The sequence below is a fragment of the Streptomyces sp. NPDC055013 genome (assembly GCF_053608645.1).
On sequence record NZ_JBSGVW010000012.1, the window covers coordinates 168,973 to 181,880 of the forward strand.

Annotated in this window: 11 protein-coding genes; 6 read left to right on the top strand and 5 right to left on the bottom strand. The window is 69.6% G+C overall.

The features are described from left to right. The first annotated feature begins 10 nt into the window (after window positions 1-10). Both ACWGDB_RS18005 and ybaK read left to right on the top strand, forming a co-directional pair. Entirely contained in the window at window positions 11-748 is a 738-nt protein-coding gene (locus ACWGDB_RS18005) for an LON peptidase substrate-binding domain-containing protein (protein WP_453823317.1), read from the top strand. A gap of 32 nt (window positions 749-780) precedes the next feature. Beyond that, window positions 781-1,284: a Cys-tRNA(Pro) deacylase gene (gene ybaK / locus ACWGDB_RS18010; RefSeq protein ID WP_453823318.1), complete on the top strand. Its 504-nt coding sequence runs from the start codon at window positions 781-783 to the stop codon at window positions 1,282-1,284. 176 nt (window positions 1,285-1,460) lie between these two features. Here ybaK and ACWGDB_RS18015 read toward each other — a convergent pair whose 3' ends face one another. The 4 genes from ACWGDB_RS18015 to ACWGDB_RS18030 form a co-directional block, all read right to left on the bottom strand. Continuing rightward, on the bottom strand, window positions 1,461-2,255 hold the full coding sequence (locus ACWGDB_RS18015; RefSeq protein WP_453823319.1) for an AAA family ATPase: 795 nt from the start codon (window positions 2,253-2,255) through the stop codon (window positions 1,461-1,463). A gap of 34 nt (window positions 2,256-2,289) precedes the next feature. Beyond that, the gene (locus ACWGDB_RS18020) at window positions 2,290-3,114 is read right to left on the bottom strand and encodes an ABC transporter permease (RefSeq protein WP_453823320.1); all 825 of its coding nucleotides are present in this window, start codon (window positions 3,112-3,114) and stop codon (window positions 2,290-2,292) included. A gap of 82 nt (window positions 3,115-3,196) precedes the next feature. After that, entirely contained in the window at window positions 3,197-4,171 is a 975-nt protein-coding gene (locus ACWGDB_RS18025; protein ID WP_453823321.1) for an ABC transporter ATP-binding protein, read from the bottom strand. A 155-nt stretch (window positions 4,172-4,326) separates the two neighbouring features. Then, window positions 4,327-5,544, bottom strand: coding sequence for an NYN domain-containing protein (locus tag ACWGDB_RS18030; RefSeq protein ID WP_453823322.1), 1,218 nt, complete (start codon window positions 5,542-5,544; stop codon window positions 4,327-4,329). 245 nt (window positions 5,545-5,789) lie between these two features. Here ACWGDB_RS18030 and ACWGDB_RS18035 point away from each other — a divergent pair, with 245 nt between their 5' ends. Further along, the gene (locus ACWGDB_RS18035) at window positions 5,790-5,954 is read left to right on the top strand and encodes a hypothetical protein (protein WP_453823323.1); all 165 of its coding nucleotides are present in this window, start codon (window positions 5,790-5,792) and stop codon (window positions 5,952-5,954) included. 107 nt (window positions 5,955-6,061) lie between these two features. Here the strand turns inward: ACWGDB_RS18035 and dnaE are convergent, their stop codons facing one another. Further along, window positions 6,062-9,601: a DNA polymerase III subunit alpha gene (gene dnaE / locus ACWGDB_RS18040; protein WP_453823324.1), complete on the bottom strand. Its 3,540-nt coding sequence runs from the start codon at window positions 9,599-9,601 to the stop codon at window positions 6,062-6,064. A gap of 206 nt (window positions 9,602-9,807) precedes the next feature. Between dnaE and ACWGDB_RS18045 the strand changes: the two genes are divergently transcribed. The 3 genes from ACWGDB_RS18045 to ACWGDB_RS18055 all read left to right on the top strand — a co-directional run bounded on the left by ACWGDB_RS18045 (window position 9,808) and on the right by ACWGDB_RS18055 (window position 12,839). Next, entirely contained in the window at window positions 9,808-11,133 is a 1,326-nt protein-coding gene (locus tag ACWGDB_RS18045) for a DUF2252 domain-containing protein (RefSeq protein ID WP_383596669.1), read from the top strand. A gap of 89 nt (window positions 11,134-11,222) precedes the next feature. Then, window positions 11,223-11,921 (top strand): hypothetical protein, encoded by a 699-nt coding sequence (locus tag ACWGDB_RS18050; protein WP_453823325.1) that lies wholly within the window; start codon window positions 11,223-11,225, stop codon window positions 11,919-11,921. Window positions 11,922-11,999: 78 nt separating this feature from the next. Continuing rightward, complete coding sequence (locus ACWGDB_RS18055; RefSeq protein ID WP_453823326.1) at window positions 12,000-12,839, top strand: thioredoxin domain-containing protein; 840 nt, start codon at window positions 12,000-12,002, stop codon at window positions 12,837-12,839. Window positions 12,840-12,908 lie beyond the last annotated feature (69 nt).

Genomic DNA, 12,908 nt, shown 5'->3' on the forward strand with positions numbered 1-12,908 from the left:
CTTTGGCGCCGTGACCGTCCGCCTTCCGCTCTTCCCCCTGAACTCGGTGCTGTTCCCGGGTCTCGTGCTCCCGCTCAACGTCTTCGAGGAGCGCTATCGCGCCATGATGCGCGACCTCCTCAAGACCCCCGAGGAGGAAGCGCGCCGTTTCGCCGTCGTGGCGATCCGCGACGGCCACGAGGTGGCCCAGAGCGCCCCCGGCATGCCGGACCCCACGGCGCTGCCCGACCGCGGCCCGGCGGCGGGCTTCGGCCCGGACCCGGTCAAGGCGTTCCACGGGGTGGGGTGTGTGGCGGACGCGGCGACCATCCGGGAGCGGGCCGACGGCACCTTCGAGGTGCTGGCGACGGGCACGACACGGGTACGGCTGCTGTCGGTGGACGCGTCGGGGCCCTTCCTGACCGCGGAACTGGAAGAACTGCCCGATGAGTCGGGCGAGGAGGCAGGGGCCCTGGCCGAAGGCGTCCTCCGCGCGTTCCGCCAGTACCAGAAGCGCCTCGCGGGCGCCCGCGAACGCTCCCTCTCCACCACGGCCGAACTCCCGGACCAGCCCTCGGTCGTCTCCTACCTGGTCGCGGCCGCGATGATGCTGGACACGCCGACGAAGCAACGCCTGCTCCAGTCCGCCGACATCGCGTCCCGCCTGCGCGACGAGCTGAAACTCCTTCGCACCGAGACCTCGATCATCCGTACGCTGCCGTCCCTGCCGGCGTCGGATCTGACGCGCGGCCCGACGAGCCTCAACTGAGCGGGAACTGAGCGGGAGCTGAGCGGATCGACATGGCGAAGAAGTCAAAGAAACAGCAGCAGTCGGGCGGCACCCCGGCGACCGTGGCCCTGACCGCGGCGGGCATCGACTACACGACCCACTCCTACGACCACGACCCCTCCCACCCCTCCTACGGCGACGAGGCGGCCGAGGCGATGGGCGTGTCCCCCGAAAGGGTCTTCAAGACGCTCGTCGCGGACGTGGACGGCAACCTCACCGTGGCCGTGGTCCCGGTCGCCGGCCAACTGGACCTCAAAGCCCTGGCGGCGGCGGTCGGCGGCAAGCGCGCCGCGATGGCCGACCCGGCCCTGGCGGAACGCACCACGGGGTACGTCCGGGGCGGCATCTCCCCCCTCGGCCAGCGCAAGAGGCTCCCCACGGTCCTGGACACCTCGGCCTCCGCCCACCCCACGATCTGCATCTCGGCGGGCCGCCGCGGTCTGGAGGTCGAACTCTCCCCCACCGACCTGACCACCCTCACGAACGCGACCCTGGCCCCCATCGGACGTGCGTGACCCCTCGACGAACCCGGTCTCCTCGGTTAAGTACGAGAGACATGTCGAAGAAAACCCGGAAACGCAAGTGGCGCATCAAAAAGGGCCGCTCGAACCATGGGCGCCGCCCGGCGTAGGGGGATGACCAGAGGACGAGGCCCTTCAGGCCGACAGCGGGGGTGCCGTCATCGCCGGCCCTACGCCGGCGGCACCCCGTACGGCCCCGCCTGCTGATGCCCCTCAGAGGGCCCCGGCCTCTGATACGGATCCGCGTCCCGAGGCCCGAACAACGCCGTCAGCCCGAGGTGCACCACCAACGCGGCAAGAGGCCACGCCAGCCACACCCCCTTCGCCCCCAACTTCAAGGGCGCCGAAAACGTAACCCCCTTGCCCACATCCTGCGCGTGAGCGATCACATTCTCGGTGGGCCCGAGCCACACCCCGACCCGCCATGCCAGCAACGACCCGAGAAACCCCCCGACCGCCAGCGCGACCACCAACGGCACACCCCCACGCCGCCGCCACAGGAACACACCCACCGCACTGACCAGCCCGAACGCAAGCGCAAGCAGAGTGAACGTTCCGTCCACCCCGACAGCCTGCTCCCCCTCGGACTCCTTGAAGTAGACGACCCAGCTCTTGTCGACGACATCCCCGACCAGCGGCACACTCGGCGCCAGCCACCACCACAGCACCCCGAGCAGCGCCCCGAAGAATGCCACGACCACCGCGACCACGGCGGCCTCTCGCACTTCGGTCTTCATGCCGGGACCGTCCTGTTCGTACGAGCCAGATATGCCGTACGGGCCGTGAGAGCCATGGGAGCCATGAGGACTCGGCGCCCCCGGCGGGGCACCGTACACAGCGTCGTGCGGAGCACCCTGAGGGGCCCCGTAGGAGGCGGAACCCGCGTGCCCACCGGCGGGCGGCTGCCACGCATTGTTCGGGGACTGGTCACGCGGGGGCGGTGGTGGAGTCAGCGGAGCGGTCACCCTGCCATCGTGCCAGGCCGCCCTGTGCGACGCGTCACCGGACGGCCGCCCGGCGGTACGCCCAGGTGGCGACGGCCAGCGAGACGACGCCGACCACCCCGCACACGGCGAGGTCACCCAGGACGAAGGCCCAGTCGGGGTGCGGTCCGAAGGTCCGCGCGAAGGCTTCCACGCCGTACGTCGAGGGCAGCAGATCCCGCGCGAACCGCACCACGTCGGGCATCCGGTCGGCCGGCAGCACGCCCAGCAGCAGGGCCGCGGACATCCCCAACTGCCCGAGCAGCGTGGCCAGTTCGGGCCGGGGTGCGAGCAGCCCGAGCGCGGCCCCCAGTCCGGCGAGCGCGGCGCCCGCCAGCGGGATCACCGCGACAAGCACCCACAGATGCGTCACCGGCAGCCCGAACAGCGCGCACCCGAAGAGCGCGGTCACCACGGTCCCCGGCACGGTGAAGGAGGCGTACGCCCCCGCCGCGCCGAGCACCACCGCGGCGGGCGGCACCGGCAGGGTGGCGTAGTGATCGAGACCTCCGCTGGCCCGCAGCTGTCCGAAGTACTGCGCGAGCAGGTTCAGCGCGACGAAGGCGACCACGAGCACGGACGACCCGGCCACCACGGCCTGCGCCTCGGCCCCGCCGTCCACGACCCCGCGCATCAGGATCATGATCCCGATCGACTGGAAGGTCGCCACGAACAGCAGCGGGATGCGCGCGACCCGCGCCCGGGACAGCTGCGCCCGGTACACGGCGCACAGCGACGGCCACAGCCGCGCACGCGGTCCGAGCTCGGCCACGGCCGGCGCGGCCGTCTCGTCCACGGCCAGGACACTGCCCGGCAGAACCTCGGCGGGTACGACACTCACGTGGCGCTGCTCCCTTTCACACGGGGGTTCACGGGGGAGGTGGCCCTGTTCCGTACGGATACGGATACGGCGCTCTGCGTGCTCAAGCCTTCACCAGCCCCTGCTGTGCGGCGCCGCCCAGCGCCAGATAGACGTCCTCCAGGCTCGGCGTGGCAAGCGTGAAGTCGTCCAGCGCGGCGAAGGCGGCCCCGCCGGTGACGGTGGCGACGACCGCGCGGGCCTCCTCGGGGGCGAGCCGCAGCGTCCAGCGACGCCCGGACTCCACGACCCGGTCCTGCAGCGCGGCGACCTCGGGCACGTCCAGCGGCGCCCGGTCCCGCCACAGCAGATCGACCCGGACCTCGCCCGCGACGCGCTCCTTGAGCCCGGACGGCGTGTCACAGGCGATCACGCGGCCCCGGTCGAGCACCGCGACCCGGTCGAGCACGGTCTCGGCCTCGATGACGTTGTGGGTGACGAGCAGGACGGTCGTGCCGCGCTCGGCGCGGCGCCGGTCCACGGCCGACCACACGGCCCGCCGTGCCACCGGGTCCATCGCGGCGGTCGGTTCGTCCAGCACGAGCAGCGGCCGCTCCCCCACCAGCGCGGCGGCGAAGCAGGCCAGCCGCCGCTGGCCGCCGGACAGCTTCTTCAGCGGCCGGCCCGCGAGCGGGGTGAGTCCCAGTTCGTCGAGTACGGCGTCCCGCTCGGCCCGCGCCGCTCGTACGTCCAGGCCGCGCAGCCGCCCGGTCGTCTCGGCGGCGAGCGACACGGTCAGCTCGTCGAGGGCGGTCGACTCCTGCCCGAGGTACGCCAGAATCCGCGCGGCGCGCTCCGGATGCCGCACGATGTCGTGCCCGAGGATCTCGACGCTCCCGGCGTCGGGCCGCATCAAGCCGGTGAGCTGTCGTACGAGCGTGGTCTTGCCGGCGCCGTTGGGTCCGAGCAGTCCGAAGATCTCGCCGCGCCGGATGTCCAGCCGTACGTCGTCGGTGGCCCGCACCTCCGGCGTGCTCGGCGCGCCGCGCCGTCCGCGCACGGCCGGGTAGGTCTTGGTCAGCCCACGCAGGGAGCACACGACATCACCATCGTGCCGAAATGCCTGTGCCGCGCGCGTACTCACAAGGGACGAGACTACGGGGTCCGGACCCTCGTTCCGTGCCCGGGGCGGCCACTGGGCACAAATCGCCTGCTTGCCGTAGGAAATCCGCCGTAACCCGGAATTCGCCGGGGTCACTCCCCGGCAGGCGCATGCTCCGCGGCCGTGCGTACGTCGACCTCCCGCCAGAACCCGGCACGGATCGCGTACCGGTCGTGCTCGTCGATCTGGTCGTCCTTGTGGGCGAGCAGCCCGAACCGGGCGGCGTACCTGAGCAGCTCCCCGTCGATCCGGTGCGGGATCCGCGGATACATCCCGGACAGCTTCTGCAGATTGTTCTGCTCTCCGAGCCGCTCCATCCACCGCCGGGCGAAGACCTGCCCCACCTCGTAGGGGTCGCCGCCGACGGTCGTGATGTCCTCCTCCCGGTCGGCCCACCGCTGCTCCGCCGTGGTCAGCTGCGCGAGCGTCGGCATGGAGGCGGCGTCGGGCGGTTCGGCCGCGACGCCGGGCCGGTCGACCCAGCCCTTGTCGGAGGACCACCGCAGGGTCGCGCTCGCCGGGGTCGGTGCGGGCGGCACACCGGGCGCGCGCAGGGCGGCGAGGTCCTTCGGCGTGGGCACGCCCTTGGGCGCGGGCACCCGCTCCTGCGTCCCGTTCTCCGAGGCGGCGGCCTGCGCGTGCTCGGCCTCCTCGGTGGGACGCTGGGTCGCCGCGCCGAGCGCCGAGTCCGGCAGCGGCGCGGACAGGATCGCGGCGATCTCGGGGCGGGGCACGGGCGGCGGCGCGCACACCCCGGTGAGCTCCTTGGCGCGTACGGCCTTGGTGATCCACGTGCGGTCGAGCACGCGCCGTTCGTCCGCCTCGGCGACCAGGTCCTCGGACTGGTTGTAGTCGCCGTCGGCGGCCTGCACGGCCCACAGATGTACGGCGACCCCGTGCTCCTTGGCGGCCATCATGCCCGGCAGCAGATCCCCGTCACCGGTCACCAGCACGACGTCCGAGCAGGCGCGGTTGCGGGCCAGTTCGGTCAGCTCGGCGTGCATCGCGGCGTCCACGCCCTTCTGTGCCCAGCGGCCGTCGCTTCGGGTCAGGGCACCGAGCCGGACGGTGACCCGGGGCATCACCCGCAGCCTGCGGTGCTCGGGCTGCGGGACGCGGTCGGGGGCGCCGTCGAACCAGTAGATGCGCAGCAGGGGCTGCTGGGTGTCGGACTCGGCGCGTTCGCGCAGCCCCTGGATGAGGGCGGCGTGATCGACGGCGATCCGGGACCGGGACGGTTCCCCGGCGAGCAGGCTGGCGGCGGCCCCCAGCAGATACCCGGCGTCCACCAGGACGATGCAGCGGTCCACGCGACTCACCCTCTTCCCGGGAGGTTTGCTTTGGGCTTCCTTCGAGTCTGCCCGACCACGCGGGGGTTAACGGGGCGAACTCGATCTTCGGCGTGGCGTTTCGGGGCATGGACTCCTCGGTGCGCCATGCCTCACGCCCCGACAACCGCTGTTACGCACGGTAATTATCCGAAATGCGTTCTTAGTCAGCCTATGTGAATCTGGTCCCGGCCCTGGCCCCTAGATCCCCCACAGGAGGCATCACCATGGCCAAGAACAAGAAGCAGGACCGGAAGCAGCCGCAGTCCGAGCGTGGTCAGCAGCAGGCTCAGCAGTCCGCGATGGAGACGCAGACCGAGCAGCGCGCCACGCCGGTGACTCCCGGCGACATGGCCCGCAAAGGCCGGCAGAAGCGCTTCGGTCACAACTGACATCTGCATATCGGGTCGTTGAGACCCAGGCACATCGAGAGGGGCGCACCCCGTGTGAGGTGCGCCCCTCTCGCGCATTCAGCGCCGGCCCTTCGGCGTCCGGCCGTTCAGCCCGCCAGGCAGGACGGGCCGAGCAGCACCTTCAGGTCACCGAAGAGTGCCGGGTCGGGCTTCACACGGTGCCGGTCCAGCCGCAGCACCGTCGTCTTGGTCGGGCCCTGGAGCTTGATACGGACCTCGCTGTCGCCCTTGTGATGGCTGAGGATCTCGCCGAGGCGGTTGACCATCGGCGGGGTGACCCTGGTGGCCGGGATGGTGAGGATCACGGGCGCGTTGGTGCCCGCGTTCGACAGGTCGGGGACCTGGAGTTCCATCGCGACCAGCCGCGGCACATCCTCGCGCTTGTCGAGGCGGCCCTTGACGAACACGACGGCGTCCTCGACGAGTTGGGTCGACACCAGCTGGTACGTCGCCGGGAAGAACATGCACTCGATGGAACCGGCGAGGTCCTCGACGGTGGCGATCGCCCACGCGTTGCCCTGCTTGGTCATCTTGCGCTGGAGGCCCGAGATGATGCCGCCGATGGTCACGACGGCACCGTCCGCGTGTTCGCCGCCGGTCAGCTGGGCGATGCCCGCGTCGGCCTTGTCGGACAGCACGTGCTCCAGGCCGAACAGGGGGTGGTCGGAGACGTACAGACCGAGCATCTCCCGCTCCTGGGCGAGCAGATAGGTCTTCTCCCACTCGTCCTCGGTGAAGACGACGTCGAGTCCGAAGCCGGGCTCGTCGCTCTCCTCCTCGCCCATGCCGCCGAAGAGGTCGAACTGGCCCTCGGCCTCCTTGCGCTTGACCGCGACCACGTTGTCGATCATCGGCTCGAAGTGCGCGGTGAGGCCCTTGCGGGTGTGCCCCAGGCTGTCGAACGCGCCCGCCTTGATCAGCGATTCCGTGGTCCGCTTGTTGCACGCCACCGCCTCGACCTTGTCGAGGTAGTCGGGGAAGGAGCCGTACTTGCCCTTGGCCTTGCGGCTCCTGATGATCGACTCCACCACGTTCGTGCCGACGTTGCGCACGGCTTCGAGGCCGAAGAGGATCACGTCGTCGCCCTGCGCGGCGAAGTTGTGCACCGACTCGTTGACGTTCGGCGGGAGCACCTTGATGCCCATGCGCCGGCACTCGTTGAGGTAGACGGCCGACTTGTCCTTGTCGTCCTTGACCGAGGTGAGCAGTCCGGCCATGTACTCGGCGGGGTGGTTGGCCTTCAGGTAGGCGGTCCAGTACGAGACCAGGCCGTACGCGGCGGAGTGCGCCTTGTTGAACGCGTAGCCGGCGAAGGGCACCAGCACGTCCCACAGGGCCTGGATGGCCTCGTCGCTGTAGCCCTTGTCGCGGGCGCCCTTCTGGAAGAGGACGAAGTTCTTCGCCAGTTCGTCGGGCTTCTTCTTGCCCATCACGCGGCGGAGGATGTCGGCCTCGCCGAGCGAGTACCCGGCGATGATCTGGGCGGCCTTCTGCACCTGCTCCTGGTAGACGATCAGGCCGTAGGTGACGGCCAGGACCTCTTCGAGGGGCTCCTCCAACTCCTTGTGGATCGGAGTGATCTCCTGGAGCTTGTTCTTGCGCAGGGCGTAGTTGGTGTGCGAGTCCATGCCCATCGGGCCCGGACGGTACAGCGCCGACACGGCGGAGATGTCTTCGAAGTTGTCGGGCTTCATCAGCCGCAGCAGCGAACGCATCGGACCGCCGTCGAACTGGAAGACGCCCAGGGTGTCGCCGCGCTGGAGGAGTTCGAAGGTCTTCGGGTCGTCGAGCGGCAGGGACAGCAGGTCGAGGTCGATGCCCTTGTTGGACTTCACCATCTTGACGGCGTCGTCCATGATCGTCAGGTTGCGCAGGCCGAGGAAGTCCATCTTCAGCAGGCCGAGCGACTCGCACTGCGGGTAGTCCCACTGCGTGATGGTCACGCCGTCGGTGTGCCGCACCCAGATCGGGGCGTGGTCGACGATGGGCTCGCTGGACATGATCACGCCGGCGGCGTGCACGCCCATCTGCCGCACCAGGCCCTCGACGCCCTTCGCGGTGTCGATGACCTTCTTGACGTCCGGCTCGTTCTCGTACATCCCGCGGATCTCGCCCGCCTCGCCGTAGCGAGGGTGCGTGGGGTTGGTGATGCCGTCGAGGTCGATGCCCTTGCCGAGGACGTCGGCGGGCATCGCCTTGGTGAGGCGGTCGCCCATCGCGTACGGGTAGCCCAGCACGCGCGCGGAGTCCTTGATGGCGTTCTTCGCCTTGATCTTGCCGTAGGTGCCGATCATGGCGACCTTGTCGGCGCCGTACTTCTCCGTCACGTACCTGATCACCTCGACGCGCCTGCGCTCGTCGAAGTCGATGTCGACATCGGGCATGGAGACGCGCTCGGGGTTGAGGAACCGCTCGAAGATCAGGCCGTGCGGGATCGGGTCGAGGTCCGTGATGCCCATGGCGTAGGCGACGATCGAGCCGGCCGCGGAGCCTCGGCCGGGGCCGACCGCGATGCCGTTCTTCTTGGCCCACATGATGAAGTCGGCGACCACGAGGAAGTAGCCCGGGAACCCCATCTGGATGATGACGTCCATCTCGTACTCGGCCTGCTTCTGGCGGTCCTCGGGGACGGCGCCGGAGAACCGGCGCTCCATACCGCGGCGGACCTCCTCCTGGAACCAGGTGACCTCGGTGTAGCCGTCGGGGATGTCGAACTTCGGCATGAGGTTCTTCGCCTCGAACATGCCGTCGGTGTCGACCATCTCGGCGACCAGCAGCGTGTTGGCGCACCCCTCCTGCCAGGCGTCCGAGGAGTCGACGGCGTACATCTCGTCCGTGGACTTCAGGTAGTAGCCGGTGCCGTCGAACTTGAAGCGGTCCGGGTCGGAGAGGTTCTTACCGGTCTGGATGCACAGCAGGGCGTCATGGGCGGTCGCCTCGTGCGCGTACGTGTAGTGCGAGTCGTTGGTGACCAGCGGGGGGATGCCGAGCTTCTTGCCGATCTCCAGCAGGCCGTCGCGGACCCGGTGCTCGATCTCGATGCCGTGGTCCATCAGCTCCAGGAAGTAGCGGTCCTTGCCGAAGATGTCCTGGTAGTCGGCGGCGGCCTTCAGAGCCTCGTCGTACTGGCCGAGGCGCAGCCGGGTCTGGAGCTCGCCGGAGGGGCAGCCGGTGGAGGCGACGATCCCCTCGGACCACTGGGAGATCGTCTCCTTGTCCATCCGGGGCCACTTCTGGAGCCAGCCCTCGGCGTACGCGTCCGAGGACAGCCGGAAGAGGTTGTGCAGGCCCGTCTTGTTGACGGCCCACATCGTCTTGTGGGTGTAACCACCGGAACCGGAGACGTCGTCCCGCTTCTGGTGCGGCTGGCCCCACTGGATCTTGCGCTTGTTGCGCCGGGACTCGGGGGCGACATACGCCTCGATCCCGATGATCGGGGTGATTCCGGCCTTCTTCGCGGTGTGGAAGAAGTCGTACGCCCCATGGAGATTGCCGTGGTCGGACATGGCGATGTGCGTCATGCCCATCTCGTTGCACGCGTCGAACATGTCCTTCAGCCGCGCGGCACCGTCCAGCAGCGAGTACTGGGTGTGGACGTGCAGGTGCGTGAACGGCGGCTTTGACACGGCGTGGCCTCCAGGGAAAACGCTCGGCAACGGGCTGGCGGACAGTTCGGGGGACAGCGTCGAAGTCTATGCCTCGGCACTGACACTCCGAGGGCTGCCCCGCGTACCTTCACAGCGAAGGACGACGGGCACTTTCGTCCGCCCCCGACCGTTGAAGACGACAGAAACGCTGTCGTACACGTTCATGCACCAGGAGGCACCCAGCGATGTCGGTCCCCAAGCTCAACGGCGAGCAGCGCGGCGACGAGATCCTCGCCGTCTTCGACACCGCCTTCGGCGAGCTCCTGGCCGCCGACCCGGCCGCGTTCCGCGTGAAGTTCCGGAAGATGGCGGCCTCGGCCTTCGCGTTCTACCGCGGCACGGCGTGCCTCTTCTACCACGACCTGGAGCCCGAGAAGCGCGGCGGACCGTATCTCGACGAGCGCACCTCGCGCGTGTGGATCCACGGCGATCTGCACGCGGAGAACTTCGGCACGTACATGGACGCCAACGGCCGCCTGATCTTCAACGTCAACGACTTCGACGAGGCCTACGTCGGCCCGTTCACCTGGGACCTCAAGCGCTTCGCCGCCTCCGTCGCCCTGATCGGGTACGCCAAGGCGCTCGGCGACGAGCAGATCACCGAGCTGGTGCGGATCTACGCGGCCGCCTACCGCGAGCGCGTGCACGCCCTGGCGACCGGCGCCAAGAGCGACGAGGTGCCGCCGTTCACGCTGGACACCGCGCAGGGCCCGCTCCTGGACGCGCTGCGGGACGCCCGCTCCCTGACCCGCTTCGGACTGCTGGACTCCATGACCGAGATCCGCGACTTCGAGCGCCGCTTCGCGCCGGGCGGCGGCTCCATCGAGCTGGACGCGGCCACCCGCTACAAGGTGCTGGCCGCCTTCGACGGCTACCTGGAGACCCTGCCGGACGCGTCGCTGGCCCGCCCGGACTCGTACCGGGTGAAGGACGTGGTCGGCCGCCGCGGCATCGGCATCGGATCGGCCGGGCTGCCGTCGTACAACATCCTTCTGGAGGGCCACACCGACGCCCTCGAGAACGACGTGGTGATCTACATCAAGCAGGCCCAGACCCCGGCCGTCTCCCGGCACATCACGGACCAGGCACTGCACGACTACTTCCAGCACGAGGGTCACCGCACGGTGATCTCCCAGCGCGCCCTGCAGGCGAACGCCGACCCGTGGCTGGGCTGGACCGAGCTGGACGGCGCGGGCCAGCTGGTCGCCGAGGTCTCGCCGTACGCCGTGGACCTGGACTGGGGCGACATCGACGAGCCGGAGGAGATCGCGGCGGTGGTCGCCGATCTCGGGCGGGCCACGGCCACGATGCACGCGGCGGCGGACGACACCTCCGGCGAGTCCCTGGTGCCGTTCTCCACCGAGCGCGCCATCGACGCGGCGATCGCGGCCGACGAGGAGGGCTTCGCCGAGCTCCTGGTCGACTTCGCGCACTCCTACGGCGCACGCGCGCGTGCCGACCACCAGACCTTCGTGGACCTGTTCCGCAACGGCCGGATTCCGGGTCTGTGACGGAAAGGCCGCTCCCTGGCCCTCACCGTCTCTTCACAGGCACCCTTTAGGGGTCTCTTACAGGCCCACGTGACACACTCTCCACCGCTATGGACATATCCGGGACCCAGCTGCGAGCCGTACGCGCGGCGCTGTTCACGTCACTCGTCGTGACGCTCAGCACCGCGTCGCACGTGCTGCTCTCGCGGGCACCCCTGCCGTTGAACACGGTGGCCCTGCTTGCCGCCGCCGTGTTCGTCCTGGCGTACGCCCTGGCCGGCCGCGAGCGGACTTTCGGGCGGATCGCCGCCCTGCTGATCCCGCTGGAGCTGGCCGCCGACACGATCCTCACCACCGGCCAGCACGTCTGTTACGGCAAGGCGGGCGGACCGGTCGCCGGGCCCCTGGCCTCGGTCGGCTGGGACGTCCTGTGCGGCGACGGCACCCGGGTCGGCACCCCGCTGGCCCAGGTCACCGGCGCCGACCCGGACAAGCTCGGCGGCCTCCTCGCCCACGCCGACCCGGCCACCGCCTGGCTGCTGCTCGGCGCACACGTCGGCGTCGGCCTCCTCGCCGCCGCCTGGCTGCGCCGCGGCGAGCGGGCACTGGCCCAGCTGGTGCGGGCGGTCACGGCGACCACGTTCCGCCCGCTGCTGCTGGCGGTGGCGGCCGTGGCCGTACGGCTGCCCCGGTCGGGCCGCCGCCTGCCGCGCCCCATCCGCCGGGCGGCCGCCGCCCGCAACCGCCTCTTCGTGCACTCCCTGGGACGGCGTGGACCACCCCGCTCACCCGCCTTCACCTGCGCGTGAACGGCACCTGAGCATCACCTTCCACCCCTTACGTATCTCGCACACACCTATGTGCGCGTCCCCATGGAGAACACCAACATGAGCAAGCGGAACAGCCAGGCGGCGAAGACGGCGGCCCGAGAGCGGCTGCGTATCGAGCGCGAGCGGGAGGCCAAGCGGGCGAAGGTCAGGCGGCAGATCATCGTCGTCTCGTCGGTCGTCGGCGTGCTGGCGGCGGCGGGCGGCATCGGTTACGCGATGGTCCAGGCCAACAAGCCCAGCCACTGGGAGTCGCTGACGGACGCCAAGGTTGTCGCACCGGCCAACACCAGCGGCACAAACGGCACGACCGTCGTCATCGGCAAGGACAGTGCCAAGAAGACCCTCAAGCTCTACGAGGACCCGCGCTGCCCGGTCTGCGCCTCGTTCGAGCAGAGCGTCGGCTCGACCGTCGACAAGGACGTCGAGGACGGCAAGTACAAGCTCCAGTTCGTCGGCGGCACGTTCCTCGACGGCGACCAGATGAAGAAGAACGAGATCGGCCCCAACGGCGAAGGCTCGAAGAACGCGATGAGCGCAATGGGCGCCGCGCTGAACGTGAGCCCTGAAGCCTTCCTGGCATACAAGACCGCGCTCTACTCGGAGAAGTTCCACCCGCTGGAGTCGGACGACAAGTTCAAGGACGACGACTACCTGATCGAGGTCGCGAACACCGTCCCCGCCCTGAAGAACAACGCCAAGTTCGAGAACGCCGTGAAGAAGGGCACCTACGACGCCTGGGCCCTGCAGATGTCGAAGACCTTCGACACCAACAAGGACGGCGTGACGGGCACCCCGAGCCTCGTCATGGACGGCAAGATCCTCGAAAAGTCCGACGCCAACCAGCCGTGGACGACGGCTGAGTTCAACAAGGCGGTGGAGGCGGCCCTCAAGGGCTAGCCCAGCGATCGCTTCCGGTCGACTCCCGCGAACAGAGGCGGCCGGAAGCGCACACAACCCGGTTGACAC